Annotated in this window: 12 protein-coding genes; 10 read left to right on the plus strand and 2 right to left on the minus strand. The window is 39.8% G+C overall.

Annotated features, from left to right (window positions below; genetic code table 11):
- The first annotated feature begins 1 nt into the window (after position 1).
- The 8 genes from NU887_RS15285 (at position 2) to NU887_RS15320 (ending at position 8,477) form a co-directional block, all read left to right on the plus strand.
- The gene (locus NU887_RS15285) at positions 2-1,636 is read left to right on the plus strand and encodes a T9SS type B sorting domain-containing protein (RefSeq protein WP_258424247.1); all 1,635 of its coding nucleotides are present in this window, start codon (positions 2-4) and stop codon (positions 1,634-1,636) included.
- A 99-nt stretch (positions 1,637-1,735) separates the two neighbouring features.
- On the plus strand, positions 1,736-2,689 hold the full coding sequence (locus NU887_RS15290; RefSeq protein ID WP_258424248.1) for a PorP/SprF family type IX secretion system membrane protein: 954 nt from the start codon (positions 1,736-1,738) through the stop codon (positions 2,687-2,689).
- A 261-nt stretch (positions 2,690-2,950) separates the two neighbouring features.
- Entirely contained in the window at positions 2,951-4,117 is a 1,167-nt protein-coding gene (locus tag NU887_RS15295) for an MFS transporter (RefSeq protein ID WP_258424323.1), read from the plus strand.
- Positions 4,118-4,120: 3 nt separating this feature from the next.
- Positions 4,121-4,837 carry an acyl-[acyl-carrier-protein] thioesterase gene (locus NU887_RS15300; RefSeq protein ID WP_258424249.1) on the plus strand — a complete coding sequence of 239 codons (717 nt, stop codon included), beginning with the start codon at positions 4,121-4,123 and terminating at the stop codon, positions 4,835-4,837.
- Positions 4,838-4,926: 89 nt separating this feature from the next.
- Positions 4,927-5,997, plus strand: a complete 1,071-nt coding sequence (locus NU887_RS15305; RefSeq protein ID WP_258424250.1) for a c-type cytochrome — start codon at positions 4,927-4,929, stop codon at positions 5,995-5,997.
- On the plus strand, positions 5,994-7,370 hold the full coding sequence (locus tag NU887_RS15310; RefSeq protein ID WP_258424251.1) for a hypothetical protein: 1,377 nt from the start codon (positions 5,994-5,996) through the stop codon (positions 7,368-7,370). The genes NU887_RS15305 and NU887_RS15310 overlap by 4 nt, the downstream gene beginning before the upstream one ends.
- Positions 7,361-7,696 carry a thioredoxin family protein gene (locus NU887_RS15315; protein ID WP_258424252.1) on the plus strand — a complete coding sequence of 112 codons (336 nt, stop codon included), beginning with the start codon at positions 7,361-7,363 and terminating at the stop codon, positions 7,694-7,696. Before NU887_RS15310 ends, NU887_RS15315 begins: the two co-directional genes overlap by 10 nt.
- A gap of 133 nt (positions 7,697-7,829) precedes the next feature.
- On the plus strand, positions 7,830-8,477 hold the full coding sequence (locus tag NU887_RS15320) for a peroxiredoxin (RefSeq protein WP_258424253.1): 648 nt from the start codon (positions 7,830-7,832) through the stop codon (positions 8,475-8,477).
- 99 nt (positions 8,478-8,576) lie between these two features.
- On the opposite strand, the gene NU887_RS15325 is transcribed toward NU887_RS15320, so the two are convergent.
- Positions 8,577-9,284 carry a LytR/AlgR family response regulator transcription factor gene (locus tag NU887_RS15325; RefSeq protein ID WP_258424254.1) on the minus strand — a complete coding sequence of 236 codons (708 nt, stop codon included), beginning with the start codon at positions 9,282-9,284 and terminating at the stop codon, positions 8,577-8,579.
- 129 nt (positions 9,285-9,413) lie between these two features.
- Here NU887_RS15325 and NU887_RS15330 point away from each other — a divergent pair, with 129 nt between their 5' ends.
- Positions 9,414-12,722 carry a PAS domain S-box protein gene (locus NU887_RS15330; RefSeq protein ID WP_258424255.1) on the plus strand — a complete coding sequence of 1,103 codons (3,309 nt, stop codon included), beginning with the start codon at positions 9,414-9,416 and terminating at the stop codon, positions 12,720-12,722.
- Here NU887_RS15330 and NU887_RS15335 read toward each other — a convergent pair.
- Entirely contained in the window at positions 12,700-13,098 is a 399-nt protein-coding gene (locus NU887_RS15335) for a response regulator (protein WP_258424256.1), read from the minus strand. The two genes, NU887_RS15330 and NU887_RS15335, sit on opposite strands and share 23 nt — an antisense overlap.
- A 1,141-nt stretch (positions 13,099-14,239) precedes the next feature.
- On the opposite strand from NU887_RS15335, the gene NU887_RS15340 reads away from it, so the two are divergent.
- Positions 14,240-17,899, plus strand: a complete 3,660-nt coding sequence (locus tag NU887_RS15340) for a T9SS type A sorting domain-containing protein (protein ID WP_258424257.1) — start codon at positions 14,240-14,242, stop codon at positions 17,897-17,899.
- Position 17,900 lies beyond the last annotated feature (1 nt).

Here is a 17,900-nt window from a genome sequence, read left to right on the forward strand (position 1 = left end):
TATGAAAAATAGGTTAATACTCTCAGTAGGGATTTTTCTTCTTACTATTATTTCAACAGAGCTCTTTTCCCAAAGCCTCACCTTGGTTGGAGATGCTAAGTTAAGCTTGACGGGAGAAGGCACGATATTTTCCGCGCCTTCAATAAAACTCAGGGACAACAGCCAAATCATCCAAGCGGAGGCGATAAAATTGCCTTTTGGAAGATTTATTGAGTTATTAAGTCCAGATGCTTTATTGAAGACCCGGATGATGCAAAAAGGTGATATTGCTACCATAAAGGTAGGTATCGGTACTAAAACAGGTATAAGCATTATCAACCGATCCACGGCCACTGCTTATTCAATCGGCATGGAATCGGGGAGCGAACCGGAATCTTTACCATATTTCTGGAAAGTCACTCCCCTAAATGAGGATGGAATTGCGGACTTGCAGTTTTCGTGGACTAAAGAAGCTGAGCCGGAGGATTTTGAGTTGAAATCTTTGGTTAGAAAGGAAGGTTTGGATTGGCTTTTTGAGGATAGCCAGGAAATACAGGATACTTCTGTCCAAATTAAAAACCATGCTCTTTATAGAGCCTCAGCTTCTGCATTTACCATCTCAACAGTCAGAATGGATGCTGATGAGGATGGGGTTCCGGATATCCAGGAGATAAAGGAAGGATCTGACAAAACTGATCCTACCGATTACCTGGATACAGATGGGGATCTGGTGCCGGATTATATTGAAGGCATCCAAAGCACTAATCCATTGGATCCTATCAGCTACCTGAGTTCAAACCAGGATGGGGTTCCGGATTATGTCAGGGACAGATCACCGATTATGTTTATCAATATCAATGATTTCGATATTCCATGGGGATTCACCGGAGTAGATACCATGTTGCCGGATTCTTTGGTGGCAGTATTGGGTTCGGGCATGATCGTCAACCTTGGCGTCAAATGGGATAAGTCAAACCTGGATATTTACAGAAGAGGTGCTTACCAGATCATCGGAGACTACACAGCTTATCCGGGACTTTTTGATGCCTATGAACTGCCATCCAATATTTCAGTAACAGTCCTTCCAAAACCAGCTCCCCAGGATGTAAGTCTGGATGTCGCGGAATTCGAAGGCAAACTTGACAATTCTGAAATCCTGATCGGACAATTCCTCATCGTGGATCCGGCGGACAATATCCATGAAGTCACATTTATCGGAGATGGCTATGACAACAAATATTTTGAAATCAGGGGAAATACGCTGTACTGGATCAGCGAGGATAAAGCGGAAGGCAAAACAGTCTTTACGGTCATCGTCAGGGTAACCGACAGGGACGGAAATACCTTTGACAAATTCCTTGAAATCACCCGGATCCGTGAGTCTGTCAAAGACATTACAGTCTACAATGTATTCTCACCCAACGGAGACAATATAAACGATACATGGGGAGTGCCTGAAATGCGCTTCTATGAGGGAGTCAGGATCCAGGTATTTGACAGAGGAGGAGTAAGGATGTTCATCACCACCGATCCGGATCAGAAATGGGACGGAACAGAAAATGGCAATCCTGTACCTGTCGGAACCTACTTCTGGACAATCGAAGTCCAAGAAACAGGTGAGATCCGAAAAGGAATGCTCAACGTCCTCAAGCAATAAGTATCTCACAAAATCAAATCCTGCTGCCTGTCCAAATCACATCAATCCGGAACAGGCAGCAGGATTCTAAAACTCCAGGAACTCTTTATTTGAAAAGTCATGAAAAAAATAATAATACTCTCCACTTTTTTTGCGCTGCTCTCCTTTATTACCACTGCTCAGACCAGAAAATATATTGCACAATTCAGTCATATGCAGGGTTATTTTAATCCCGCATTGACAGGATATGAAGGTTCTGCGGTCAGAGGTTTGGTAAGAAACCAATGGGTTGGTTTTGAAGGAGCACCAAAAACTTACTTTGCTTCCGTTGAGCTTGATTTGATGGAACTATCCGGAAAAAAGGACCTAATGGATGCAAACAAAAATACCTTTGGATTCAATTTTATGAATGACCAATACGGTGTGTTTTCTGAAACAGAAATGATGGGCAACTACAGCTCAAGAATTCAGTTGAATGAAGTCACAGGACTCCGTCTTGGAGCAGGTGTAAGTTATAAAAACATCAGTTTGGATGGAACACGTCTGTCTCCTGATCAACCTGCGGATCCAAAAATCATGCAATACCTGAATGGTTTTGCAAATATGCAAATCCTTGATTTCAACCTAGGGATAGCGGTCACTCATCCCAATTACTATCTTTCTTATGCTGTCCAAAATGTCAACAGAGGAATGATCAATTCTGGGGATGTGTTTATGGAAAGGAGTCCAAGAATTGGCATTTTTCAGGGAGGATTTAGAAATACTGTTACAGAGGACATGTCTTTATCTTTTAACATTTTTTACCGGCATCAGAAAAATCTTCCTTCCAATACAGAATTCAATTTTAAAGTATTGATGATGGATAAGATTTGGTTGGGATTAGGGCATCGGGTAGGATATGCCCATAATTTTCAGCTAGGTTTTGTATTTCCAATGGTCCGTTTAGGATATGTATATGAAATACCTATGTCCAAATCTTATTTGCTGCCCAACACTACCCATGAATTTTTAGCAATAATTCCGCTATTTAGAAAAAATTTTAAGGAATCTTCCAATGAGGTACTCATCTGGTAATTCCAAATCCACAAAAGCCAACTCTTAACAGAGTTGGCTTTTTTATTGTCCATCAAAAACCCTTTTGATAATAAACCTGATCATGAGGATGATCACAGCTATGATTGAGCCTACGATTATGAATTCCATTTTTTTTGTTTTTTGTTTAACCTTGATTCCATGTGATGGTTTATCGAATTGCCATTTAATTTGACCAAAACCAAAATTAATTTTGACAAAGTCCTTTACTTTGCAGCCAAGAACCTAACCCTATTGAAATTCATGACTTTGCTTCAAAAAAGGAGGATTGCCCTCGGAAGTTTGTTTTTTATTGCAGGACTTTGTTTTTCTTCTTGGGCTGCAAGAATTCCTGATATTCAATTAAAATTTTCCCTTTCTGAGTCTCAGCTTGGGACGCTTCTTTTGGGTTTACCATTAGGGTCTTTGGTAGCCTTACCTGTAGCCGGATGGGCAGTACACCATTTTGGAAGCCGGATTGTGATTTTAATCAGTGTGGTGGGTTACATGACTTTCCTCCCTTTGATAGGGTTCAGCAATTCCCTTTGGATGTTGGTGCCCGTAGTGGTGGTTTTTGGGATGATTGGAAACATGATGAATATCTCCCTGAATACTCAGGCATTGTCGTTGGAAGATAATTATGGAAGGAGCATTTTGGCTTCATTTCATGGTTTGTGGAGTTTGGCGGGATTTACAGGTGCCGGGGTGGGTGCAGTCATGATTTATATGGAAGTTTTGCCAAAATATCATTACCTGATTGTATCCTCCGGAGTACTTATGGCATTATTGATTGCACAGAGGTATTTGATCAATGAAAAAAAACCATCAGACGGAGGAGGAGGACTGGTGATCAGAAAGCCGGACGATTTGTTATTGAGAATTGCAGGAATTGCTTTTTTGGGTATGCTCTGTGAAGGTTGTATGTTTGATTGGAGCGGTGTTTATTTCAAAAAAGTTGTCGAGATAGAACCTGGCTTGGTGGCTTTGGGCTATGTATCATTTATGGGAGCAATGGCGACAGGCAGGTTTATATCAGACAGGATGAACAATAAATTTGGTAGGGTTCTTATCCTTAGGATGAGTGGTCTTTTGATTTTCAGTGGATTGATATTATCTGTGCTTTTTCCAGTTCCGGTGATAGCTACAGTTGGATTTTTGTTGGTGGGCCTTGGCGTAGCGGCGATTATTCCCATATCCTACAGTATTGCAGGGAGGTCAAAGCTCTATTCGCCTGGAGTATCTCTGGCTATGGTTTCGACTATTTCTTTTTTTGGTTTTTTGATCGGGCCGCCGATGATCGGATTTATCGCAGATTTATTGAGCTTGAAAGCCTCATTTGCCATAGTCGCAGTGGCAGGTCTCGGAATCGCAGTTTTAAGCTCCATTAGATTGGAAGTCTTCGAATCAGTAGATGAGGTGACTAAACATTGATATATGGAACCCAAAAAAGCCTTTCAATATGAGAAAACATTTGAAGTCCTGTCCTATCAGATAGATCCTTTCGGAAAACTGAGGTGGTCAGCTTTAGGTGATCTGATGCAGGAAGTGGCGTGGAAGCATGCTGATAGCAGGGATTTTGGTCAGGCACTTTTTGATAAGGGATATATGTGGGTGCTGTCAAGAATGCAGATCAAAGTTCATAAAATGCCTTCTTGGGGGGATCATATTGTAGTCAAAACTGCCGGTAGGGGAATCCATAAACTTTTTGCATTGAGGGAATTTTTGGTGGAAGATGCCAATGGGAATACAATAGCAGAATCCATGTCTGCATGGCTTTTGTTGGATGTCAAGTCAAAAAGACCCCAAAGACCAAATCAAGTCCTTCCTTCAGAATTGTTTTCCGAAAATGTTGACCAAGAGAATTTGCCAAGTAAGTTAGCGGATTTTGAAGCAGTTGAAAATTGTTCGGAACTGAAAGTCAGGCCTTTTGACCTTGATATGAACAACCATGTCAATAACGTCAGCTATATCCGTTGGGTGGAGGATTTTTGCATTTCTGATTCAATAGCATTTTCGGAATTAATCATCAATTACATTTCAGAGGCAATACTTCATGAACAAATAGTAATTTCATCAATCAAATCTGATGGAGGATTTTTGCTTTCAGGAAAGAGTAATCATAAACCGGTTTTTCTGGTTTCGGTCAGGTAGTCACATTCTAAATTTTTAGATTGTGATCTATATCACAATTTTTACGGGCAAAATGTAGGCAAATTTGTAACTGTTATATTTACCCTACTATGAAAGATTCATTCCAGCCTATACTCAAAATGCTGACGCTAATGGTCGGATTGTTATTGAGTGTGACCCTGCTTACTGCCGTACTGATTGGTGCTATAGTAATGGTTTTTAGTGGAGGAAGCCTTACACCGTTAAACCAAATCAATACAAGTGAGGTGCAGAACCTGACCGTCGCTGTGTCAGAAACATACAGAGGTGTTGTTCCAAAAGAAGGCCTTTGGATGGCTCCTGAATGGAGTTCTGTCGATCAGGAACCCAATGCAGAGGATATCAAATATGGCAAAGAACTTGTCGCCAATACAGCCGCTTATCTTGGACCTAACGGAAAAGTGAAGAAAATTTCCAATGGTATGAATTGTCAGAATTGCCACCTCAATGCAGGCACCGCCCCTTTGGGCAATAATTACAGTGCAGTGGCCTCTACCTATCCTAAAGTCCGTGCAAGATCCGGGCAGATGGAGGATGTGGAGAAAAGGATCAATGATTGCTTTGAAAGGAGTCTCAACGGCAAAGCCCTGGAAAACAACAGCAAAGAAATGGTAGCCATGGTAGCCTATATGAAATGGCTTGGTAAAGACGTCCCAAAAGGCGAATCACCAAAAGGTGTTGGGATCTATGAAGTACCGTTTTTGGACAGGGCAGCTGATCCGGTAAAGGGAAAAGCAGTTTACGACCGACAGTGCCAAAGCTGTCACATGGCTGATGGACAGGGCATGCCAAAACCAGACAAATCAGGACATATCTACCCGCCGCTATGGGGAGATAACAGCTATAATGATGGGGCAGGATTATTCAGAATGTCCCGCTTTGCCGGATATGTAAAAACCAATATGCCTCTAGGTGCGACTTTTGAAAGACCCATTCTTACAGATGAGGAAGCTTGGGATGTGGCAGCCTATGTCAATTCACTTCCAAGACCTAAGAAAGACATCAGAAAAGATTGGCCAGATATTTCCAAAAAACCAATTGACCACCCATTTGGTCCATTCTCAGATGATTTTACGGAAGAGCAACACAAATTCGGTCCATTCAAACCAATAAAAGAAGCTAGAGCTAGCGCATCCAAATGAAAGCTTTCACTTTACTTATTTTTTTATTCCCATTGAGTCAGTACAGCTTAGCACAAGAAAAGGATTCCACCGAGTCCAATAAACCTTCCTTCATTCAGGGATCTGTTGGTTTGCGTTCATTTTGGATGTCGACTAGCTATTGGGAGGACTTTAAGGATGATTATGCTTTGGGTCAAAGTGCCTTTATCCAACTTAGAACCAAAGATTATAAAGGTTTCTCTTTGATGGGAAGGTATACTGTATTTGGCAATTTGATAAGTTCGGAACTGACGGAAAGAGATCCGGTTACAGGAAATTTCAATAGATACGAGGTCGGCTTGTTTGATGTAAATGACCCTAAGGACAAGTTTTTCGGGAAATTAGAAGAGTTACAACTTCGCTACACCTCAAAAAAGTTTTCTGCCATAGCAGGGAGAATGGTCATCAACACTCCATTTGTGAATCCGCAGGATGGAAGACTTTCCCCAACCTTCGTAGAGGGCCTCAGCCTTAACTTTAAACCGGATTCCAAAAATCAATTTTCAGGAGATTTTATAGGAAAAATAAGTCCGAGGTCGACCTCCGGCTGGTATGCTGTGGGAGAATCTATCGGTGTTTATCCTGAAGGACAAAGCGTATTGGGAAAACCCTCAGGCTACACAGGAAATACGAGCAGTGACTTTGTGACCATATTGGACTGGAAGCACAAGGTGACCAAAGACATGCTGATTCAAATCAACCATACTTATGTGGATAATATTTCCTCCACTTTGCTGTCTCAGGCCAACAACGATTGGGATTTGGAAGGGACCCCCAACAAACTGGTAACGGGTCTGCAGTTTATCTTGCAGCATGGGCTGGGAGAGGGTGGAAATCCGGATCCCTTGAAGCAATACAAAGATCCCGATGACCTCAATTTTGTATTCAGTGGAAGGATTGGCTTAAAAAATCCCAAGATGATCTGGTGGGCAAATTATACACGGATCGACGGACAAGGCCGGTTTCTCAGTCCGAGGGAATGGGGAAGAGATCCTTTTTTCACTTTTATCCCAAGGGAAAGAAATGAAGGGTATAATCAGGTAGATGCACTGACTACTTACTACCAAAGGAATTTCCCAAAGTCCGGATTTCAGGTTTATGGCTATGCAGGGCTCCATTTTCTCCCCGAACCCTCAAGAGTGGAATTCAATAAATATGGCTTTCCTTCCTATGCCCAACTTAATTTTGGAGGAAAATATATTCCTTCCCAATGGGGAAAAGGACTGGATTTTCACATGATTCTGATGAGTAAAATCAATTTGCTCTCAGGGGAATTAAAGCCTCAATGGATTTATAACAAGGTCAACATGGTCCATGTCAATTTTATAGTAAACTATACGATCCAATGGAAGTAACTGAAAAAATAGATTTGACCCAATTCGAAGCCTTGTTAAAATCCGAACTTGCCTTGTTGGTATATTTCTACCAGGAGAAGTGTGGGGTATGCACAGGTCTTTTCCCCAAAGTCCGGGACATGGTAAGGTCGGAATTCCCTGAAATGGAACTTCTAGTATTGGAGGCCCATCAAAACAGGGAATTGGCAGCACAGCTAAGAATGATGTCTGTTCCCGGGATTTTAGTGTATTTTGAAGGAAAGGAGTTTTTTAGAACCAATGGTTTGGTTGCCATGATAGAATTAAACACAAAAATTTCGAGGTACTACAACCTGATGTTTGATTGATTTGAAAAGGGAAGATAAAACATCTCATAGATTTTTTCAATTGAATTCCAAAACCCCTAGTAACATTGGTCACATGATTTGGCCGTGATTCTTTGGAAATTTGAATATTCAATAAAAACAAAACAATAAAATTATGAGCAATCAAGAAATATATTCTATGCCAAGGATAGGGGACATGGCCCCTGATTTTTCGGCAATGACCACCACAGGTCCGATGAGATTTTCTGACTATATCAAAGGAAAATGGACGATTCTATTTTCACATCCTGCTGACTTCACCCCGGTGTGCACCACAGAGATGTCAGGTTTTGCGTTGGAAAAAAACTTCTTTGAAGAAAATGACACCAAGCTTGTTGGTCTGAGCATTGACTCTATTCACTCACATATTGCCTGGGTCAATAACGTAAGAAAAAATACCGGAGTGCTTTTCGAGTTTCCGATCATTGCTGATATTGACATGAAAGTGTCCAAATTATATGGTATGCTTCAACCTGGAGAAAGCGAAACTGCTGCCGTCAGGGCTGTGTTTTTCATTGATCCAAATGGTAAAATCCGTCTGATTATGTATTACCCATTGAATGTCGGACGAAATATGGACGAAATCAAAAGAGTATTGATTGCACTCCAAACTGCCGACAAGCACAAAGTTGCTATGCCTTTGGATTGGAGACCTGGACAAAAAGTAATCGTCCCACCACCAAAAACAGTCGCTGAAATGCAGGAGCGGGAGGCAAGCGATTACGAAATGGTAGACTTCTATCTGGCCAAAAAAAGTATTTAAATATCTTGATTACAAAAAAAGCTACCTGATAAGGGTAGCTTTTTTTATTTCTTATTAAGGGGCTGAAAGAAATTTTTTGTTTATGGTAATAACTCAAAATCAGTTGGTTTCAAATTGAATCAGGTTTTTGATTTCTTTCAAAGAGCCTCTTCTCAAAGGAATGGTGTAGTCTCCTATATGGATTTCTTTGGCGTTAAAAGACGTTACTTCCTTGTAATTGATTGTGTAAGATTTGTGAACGCGCACAAAAGTATCCTCTGGAAGATCTTGGATCATGTCTTTAAGTATATTTCTTGCTATATAAGACTTGGTTTTTGTCTGGATTTTGGTGTAAAGTCCATCAGCTTTGAAAAATAAAATTTCATCAAATTGAAGTGGAATGGTATTACCCTTGTCCCTTACTATAAACACATTCTTTTTGTTTCCGGTATTTATTTTTTCAGGTTGGATTTTTAGTCCAAGGTAAGCTGCGGATTGGAGTTCCTGCAAGGAAAATGGTTTCAGGATGTATCCCTCATATTCTGTGGTTGCAATCTTATCAAGAATAGATTTGTCAGAAAAAGCTGTCAGATAGACTACAGGGATGTTTTTTATTGCTTTTATCTTTCTGCATAATTCAACACCATCTATGGCCCCTTTGATCTGAATGTCCATAAATATCAGATCAACATGATGGTGTTTCAAAAATTCAATAACCTCTGGGCCATTGTCTAAAATACCCACAACATCATAGCCTATAAATTCAAGGATATCTTTGATATTCAACGCAAGTTCTTGTTCGTCTTCTACTATCAGTATTTTTTCCATGGGGTCCAATATATTATACCAAAATCTTTTGTTTTAATAAATCTAAACAAAAGGTTCTTTTATGTTAATTAAGTGGATTGAAATTAAAATATATTGAATTTTATTTACATTCTCACAATTATTGGGTTTATGAATAGAAGTGCAAATATCCTTGGTGCGATCGGAGAATCATATTATTTGTTGCAGTCCAATACAAATTTGAAGGAAGCAATTCCTTATATTCTTTATTTTTTGGGAAGTTCCTCCGAGGTGGATAGGATATACATATTTAAAAACCATTTTGGCGAAAATGGAGAGGCATTGTTCTCTTATAAGTTTGAATGGTGCGCTGAAGGGGTGGAACCTCAGATAGATGCTGAGTTTCTCCAAAATGCCCCTTGGTCCATGTATCCGGAAACTGTAAACAAGTTGAGCAAGAATCAGGTGATCAATGAACTGGTAAAAGATACGGCAGATCCGGATTTTTATGAGGCGATGACCGAGCAGGGGATATTATCTTATCTGTTTGTTCCGATATTTTCGGGAGATTATTTTTGGGGATTTATCGGTTTTGATAACTGTAAATCCGAAGAGCTTTTCAGTACTGAACAGGCCTCTGCATTACATGCTTTCGCATCGACTTTGGGGAATACTTTTCTTGTCAGGAAGCAGCAAAAAAAAATACTCAAAAGCCAAAAGCATTATCGTTTTTTGGTAAACAACATCAATGATGTCGTTTTCAAGTATGATTTAAAAGGAAATCTTCATTTTCTGAACAGCACTTGGGAAAGGACCACTGGATTTAATATTGAAGAATCAATTGGAAAATCATTTTTTGATTTTGTAGAAGCACCATGTTCGGAAGCTTTGGAAAAAAAGATGGATCACATCGTATCCAAAAAAATCACAAAATTTGAAAAAGAACTTCAATTAAAAACTTCCAAAAAGGGCCCAATCTGGGTCAAAATGGAGGGAATTTTAATGTTGGATAGGAAAGGAAGTGCCGCTGGGGTTTTCGGTACACTGATTGACATTGACAAGGAAAAAAAGGGTTTGGAAGCGCTGATCGAAAGCGACAAGAGAAATCAGGCCATTATCAATACCGTTAAAGATGCGCTTTATACCTTTGATGCCTTTACAGGAAAATGCATATTTCTTTCTGACAACATAGTTCTACTTGGATTTGAAAAATCTCAATACATTAACGATAAGGATTTTCGTAAAAAGGCCATTCATCCCCATGACAGGGCCATGTTGGAAAAAGCCGATTCCAAACTTTTGAAGACCGGATCGCTGGATCTGATATACCGCATCATCAACAATCAAGGAGAACTTAAATGGGTACAGGAAAAATCCTGGATGGAAAAAGATGCCCATGGCAACAACCTTAGGATTCACGGGAGGTTTACTGATGTGACTGAGCTCAAAACGAAAGAACTCAAACTACAGAAAAGTGAAGAGAGATTCAGGACTATTACAGAAAACATTCCTTTTCCGCTGATTATCTGTTCGGTAGAAAACGGGAATATTTTTTACCTCAACAAAGATTTTCGTGACATATTGGGTTTTACCAGAAGTGATTCAATAATTGACCTTAATCTTGATGAGATTTTTGTCTTGCAGCACCAAAAGGTCCCTCTTTCAGAATATTTTTTACATTACGGAGATGTAAAGAACCTCGAAGTGAAACTAGAGTTTAAGGGAAATAAAACGGAATTATGGTATAGCCTTTCTTCACAAAGGATTCCATTTATGGGGGAGGAGGCTATGGTGGTGGTCTTGTTTGATATCAATGACAGAAAGAAGGCTGAAGAAAGTGCTTTTAGCCTCAATGAATTGCTAAAGGCCGTCAATGAAACCCAAATCAGCTTTTTCCTTCAGGAAGACTTTATATCTCCTCTAGAAACTTTGCTCGACAAGATGCTTCACCTTACAGATAGTAAGTTTGGATTTATTGGGGAGGTTCTTTATGATAGGCATAATCAGCCTTATCTGAAATCCCATACCCTTACAAATATTGCTTGGTCGGAGGAGACACAGCAATTCTACAAGCAAAATTACAGTACGGGATTAGAGTTTAGGAACTTGAATACGCTTTTTGGAGAATCGCTTCGAACCGGACAAATTGTAATAGCTAACAAAGCTTACGCAGATCCAAGGGCAGGGGGAACCCCCAATGGGCATCCAAGACTTGACAGATATCTTGGCATTCCGGTATATAAAGGGGAGGAATTTGTAGGATTGATGGGACTTGCAAACAAATCCCAAGATTATTTAATGTCGGATGTTGAATTTCTGGAGCCGCTGGTCTCAAGTTATGCAAACCTGATTCAGGCCATCAGGATCAATCGGAAAAAGAAGGAATCCGACAAAATGAGAAAACAGGCAGACGAAATGTACCGCCTACTCTCAGAAAACACGGGGGATATTATCGCTCTTCATGATCCGGAGATGGTGTTTCAGTACGTGTCTCCTTCGATAGAAAAAGTTTTAGGATATACGCCTCCTGAATTGATCGGAAAAACGCCTGCGGAAGCATTTAATGTCATTGATGTCAAAAACCAAATTGACAGTCAGACCAAAGTGGTATTGCCTCACAAACATAAAACCAATGGATCCTTAGTATTTCTTGAGGTGTTGCTCAAGCCTTTGAAGGATGAGGATGGCAAGACTTTTTCGATTCTTGCCACCTCAAGGGATGTGACCGAAAGGGAATTGGGAGTAAAGGAATTGAAAAAGGCGATTTTGAGGGAAAGGGAATTAAATCAGTTGAAATCACGATTTATTTCAATGACGTCTCATGAGTTCCGCACACCATTATCTACAATATTGAGCAGCACGGATTTGCTTTTGATGATGTCTCAAAAGGATAACGGCATCATCTCCAAAGTGCAGCTTGACGAGCACCTAAATAGGATTATCAACCAAATCAAGAGACTCAATAATGTGATCAACGATGTTTTGATCTTAGAAAAAAATGAGCATGAAAAAATTACCTATGTCTTGCAGCCTATGTATATCATCGGTTTTATTTCTTCCTTGATTGCCGATTTCAATGACCAAAAGGATCCCTCAAAAGCGATTAAGCTATATTTTCCGGAAAAAGAAAAACTGATTTATTCAGATCCAGTTTGGCTCACACATGTTTTCAGAAACATAATCGAAAATGCCTTGAAGTATTCATTGCCTGAAAGTAAAGCTCCTGAGCTGACCCTTGAATACTTGGCAAAATCATTTGAGATTACAGTCAAAGATTATGGCATGGGGATTCCCAAGGAGGACCAAAAATACATTTTCAATTCCTTTTTCAGGTCCCGAAACGTCTCCAACATCAAGGGAACAGGACTTGGTTTAAATATTGTCAACGAATTTGTCAAAAAACTTGGAGGGAAAATCAAATTCAAAAGCGAACTCGGCAAAGGTTCCGAATTTATTGTCAAACTTCCCTATAAATCATAGGTGATCTTTTCCTCTTGGCCATCAAAAGACAAAAGTCAAGAAGTTTTGAATTGCTCAAGTCTTTGGGTAGGATCAGATTGAAAGGGGATTCATTGTCGACCCTATAATCATTTTCAAAATCTGAGGTCATGGCCACTATAGGTATTCGGCTTCCTAAATAGCTGTTTTTTATTCTGTCAGCCATGTCTATACCTGATAGAGTAGGGAGTACGGTTTCAGTAACTATGATATCGAAATAGGTCGAGCCTATGGTATAAAACTTTACCAGACCCTCCCTACCGTTTTCGGCTTCCACTACATCATGGCCGCATTCTGAAAAAAACCTGGACAATTCAGACCTCCCCAAACAGTCCTTATCAACAAGAAGAATATTCATACAAGTAAATTTTAAAGAATTTACCATGAAAACAGCCTATTTGGTACCTCTGTGATGTTTTTTGTAAATTAAAAGTCTTGGAAGGATTAAATTTTAAATGAACAAACCAGCGTAAATTCTTCTAAAACCAAAGAATATTCTTTTTCTCAACATTTAAAATCTTGGATTATAAGTGCAATCTAAATTTTATAAAAATTAGGCGGCCTTTAATTCGGTTATTTATTTCTAGATATTTAAGGGTTAAAATTAAATTATTCTAATAATTTAATGAATAAAAACCATTCAAATTGCGTATTTTAAGCTGTTTTCAGAAATTATCGTTTCATTTTTTTTAAAAATCATATCATTATTTTTTTTATACATTTCATTATCAAAATAAGTCGAAAACAGCAGTTTTTTTTTGAATCAAAGTGGTGAATTTTACGTCATTTTCGGGTCGAAAAACTTTTTTAAAAAAAAAATATACATGTTTTTGGTAATTTTTTTTCAAAAGGCATTCCTGTCAAAAATCCGCTTTAAAATGCAGATATGTAATTTGAAGATGCAAAAATCAATACATTTAAAAAAGTATGTTTTCTATGAAATAACCTATAAAATCATAGGTAATCTATTTATTTTATTATAAAATGTTTTGTTTTTAATATTTGTATTTATATTGCATCACATTTATAACCAAAAACAATCTCGCAAGAACAACTTTTTGGTATTAAAGACTCTTCGATTAAAGCATAGTGAAAATTAGATTATCAGTCTTTGGAGGAATAGGAAACCAAGAAGTTCCTCCTTAGAAATTTCAAAAAGCGAAGAATAATTACCCAACGCCCTAGTTTCTGTTATTGCTTCTCTGAATACAAAATCACCTCATTTTTATTTGCGAAGGAATGTGAAATGTCACCCTGACAACAAAACCCTGTTATTCTGAGGCACTGACGTCAAATCAGGAGCCTTATTCAAGAAAATAGTTCTTGTGCTCCTTTGGTATTTTGCCAATAGACGGAAGAGGTATGTTTTGGAAAAAATGAAACTTAATATTAAAAATAGACTCTAGACATTGTTTTGATAAATGCAACCTGATAGTAACATATCGTTTTTTAACAGCGTACCGGCAGCAAAAATTTGCTGTCTGGTACTGCTTGCATTTATGCCTTTGATATCTTGGGGTCAGACTACATATACCTGGATTGGTGCTGACAATGCCCCTTGGACAAATAGATTTAATTGGTCTCCTACACGGACAACACCTGCAGCCACCGATATTCTTCAATTTAATTCAGGGGAGACACTTACCATTACAGCTGTACCGTCACAGACCATCAGGGGATTGATCGTTACCAACAATTCAAACATCACTTTAGCTTCTACAGTAAGCAATCAGAATTTTAATATAAACAACGGAACAGGTGTTGATTGGATCGTTGACTCCGGAGCTACACTTACCATTAGCGGAACAAGTAGACTCAGGATCACTTTGGCTGCAAGCGCTTCTGCGGTGATTGACGGAGAATTGGTTTTGGGCACAAACGGGAATATAAATACCGCCAATGGTGGAACTTTAGTCACAGTCAACGGAAAAATCACCAATACAGGTGGAAGTTTTTCCAGTTCGGCTACAGCAAAAATCGTTTTTGGACCTAATTCTGAATACAACCATGCAAGAAATGGATCTTCTCTTCCTTTGGCAACATGGAACCCGACTTCAACGGTAAGGTTGACTGGAGTTTTGAATACTACCGTCGGCAATGCAAACCAAAACTTTGGAAATTTCATTTTTCAGTCCCCGGCACAAACTGTTAACATGTCTTTTCTTCCTCTGAGTATTGCCGGTGATTTGATTATCGACAACGGAACCTCTACCGGTCAGATCAGACAGACAAGAAATGCCTTTACGGTAAATGGAAACTTTCTTTTTATCAATGGAAGATACGCAATTGGCAATGGTACCAGCTCAAATAGAAGTATAACTGTTCTTGGAAATGCGACTGTAGAAGCAGGTATTTTGAGTATGAGTATAAGCTCCAATGCTGTAGGTACTTTGAATATTGCAGGAGATTTCACACACTCTGGAGGTACAATTACCGAAACGAGTTCAGGTTCAGGTAGAATTATTTTTAACGGAGATTCAAGTAATCCCCAGACTTACACCTCAGGTGGGATCGTCACCAATGTGATCAACTATATTGTATCGACCGGGGCATTTGTCCAATCGGCCGATTCCAATACAGCATTTCTTGGTGGCGGTACTTTTACCCTTCAGACAGGTGCAGCTTTGGGTATCAAATCCCCTCAGGGAATTACGACGACCGGAGCTACAGGATTGGTAAGGGTAACCGGAGCGAGGTCCTACAATACTGGTGCTGATTACATTTATAACGGAAACAGCAATCAGTCAACCGGCAATGGACTTCCTGCTACAGTCAACAACTTGACCATTGACAATGAAGGTACTTTGGGAAACCAAAATGTTACAATTTTTCAGAACACCTCAATCACCTCTAACCTTTCTGTTTTTCAGGGCGGATTGGATTTAGGAATTTTTTCAGCTTCAAGAGGTGCTGTTGGCGGAGTTTTGACCGTTGCAGATGGAGCCTATTTAGGCATCGGAGGTTCAAATTCACTTCCGGCTAATTATGCTTCCCATGTGATAGGCTGCAACAGTACAATAGAATATTACGGAACTGACCAAACGGTTGCAAATATCATCAGCCCATCAACTTATGGTTTTTTGGTTCTTAGCGGAACAGGTATCAAATTATTTGAATCAGGAATAAACGAGATTTGCAATGATTTCGAAATTTTAGGAACGCCAACAGCGACGGCTGCTGAGGGAATCACTTTTAATGGAAATGTACAGATTGGGTTAGGAGCGACTTTTTTGGGAGGAGGATTTACCCACCAAGTGGCAGGCAACTGGAACGTGGAAGGCGTGTTTGTTCCTGAAAATGGACAGGTGGTTTTTGATGAAAATGCAACTGTGAATATTTCCGGAGGGGTTTTCAATAACCTGACCCTTTCAGGTCCCGGACTCAAGACAATAAATGGAAACATTGAGGTTAACGGTTATTTTTTGGTAGAAGGCTTGGTGGATATTTCATCGCCTTCTACTGTGACCGTTAGGCCGTCTGCACAGATGGTAATAGAAAGCTCCTCAAATTTGACCACTACTGGTACGGCAAAAATTGTTTTGAACCCTGCAGCAGTTTATCTGAATCTTAGCGCACAAAATCCAAGACTGGAAGTGCAGCAAGAACTGACAGGGGATAAAGGATGGAGAATGATGGGTTCACCTGTTGGGACCACCTATGCTGATATTCTTGCCAATGCCGAAACCCAAGGTTTCCCGGGGGCAAACAATCCTGATCTTCAGCCTAACATTTTATGGGTGGATGAAACAGACCATGGCACAAGTCTTCAGACTTGGAGGAAGCCTGCCCAAATCACTGATGCTGTTGTTTCGGGAAGAGGACATTATTTGTACGTTTTCAACGGCGCAGAAAAACCTGCAGGAGGAGGAAATTATTCAGATGGACTTCCCCTGACACTTTCAGGTACAGGAACAGAACCAAATCTCGCTACAGGTACATTTGATTTTGGTGTCACTTTTACTTCCCGAGATACAAGTCTTATTGTCGATGGTGGGCAATTGACAGAAGTAAACGTTGCTGATGCAGGCTTTAACCTGATCGCCAATCCAACAGCAAGCATGATTGATTTCTATGCTCCGACAGGCTGGAACAAAACCAATATTGACAACACTATATATGTTTGGGATCCAACTTCCGGTTCATTTCTTACCCATAACGGGACACTCGGAACACTCGGAAATGGCCGAATAGCACCCTATCAGGCATTTTGGATCAGGACTAATGGTGCAAATCCCCAGCTCCAGCTTACAGGAAATGATGTGAAAACGATAGTGTCCAAAGAATTCTTTGGTAGAAAAACTGAGGAAGAACCATTTGCCATTCAGCTTGCAGTGACGGGAGAAGAAATGCAGGCAGAATCCTTTATCAGCTTTGGCAGAGAAGGAAAAGAGTCAAACGATCCTAAAGATGCCTATCAATTAGAGTCTTTGGCAGACGATTGGCTTTTCCTTTACACTTACGGCTCTTTGCGGACAAGCAATCCTTTGGTCATCAATAGCCTTCCGATGTTGGATGAGAGAGAAATGATCATACCTGTACATTTGGCAGCATCCAAAAATGGAAAAGCATTTCAGGGATCTTTCCTGATGAATTGGACACTTCCAAATGAATGGCCTGCCGACAAAAGTATCATTCTGATGGATCATTTGAATAAAAAAGCCATCAATATGCAGGAAGAATCTGCATATACCTTCAGTTTTCAGGCACCTGAAGTCCCAAAGAAAAGGGCAAGGTTGTCTTCCAATGATTTTGAATTGCCAAATGCAATAGTGTTTAAATCACCCTATAAAACAGGAGAAAGCAATGCTAAAATCAACTCAACATCCCCTGAAAGACCTTTTACGATCTATATCGGCGGTGCATTCCAAGAGGACAAAATTGAATACCTACCGGATTTTCCGAAGTTATTTCCGGTAAGCCCAAATCCATTCATGGATTCTGCCAAGATCAGGTTTTTCTTACCCGAATCGACCAAAGCTGAGATCCTCATTTACGACCTGATGGGTCAAAAAGTAGGTGGATTTCCTGCTGCTGAATATGGAACAGGAATCCATGAATTGGAATGGATTCCGAATTCAACCAAGCTATCCACCGGAATGTATGTAGTCCAATTGGCCACTGAAAATTATCGATTTACCCAAAAACTGATTAAAAACTGAA

Source organism: Aquiflexum gelatinilyticum, assembly GCF_024741135.1.
In the GTDB taxonomy this organism is placed as follows: domain Bacteria; phylum Bacteroidota; class Bacteroidia; order Cytophagales; family Cyclobacteriaceae; genus Cognataquiflexum; species Cognataquiflexum gelatinilyticum.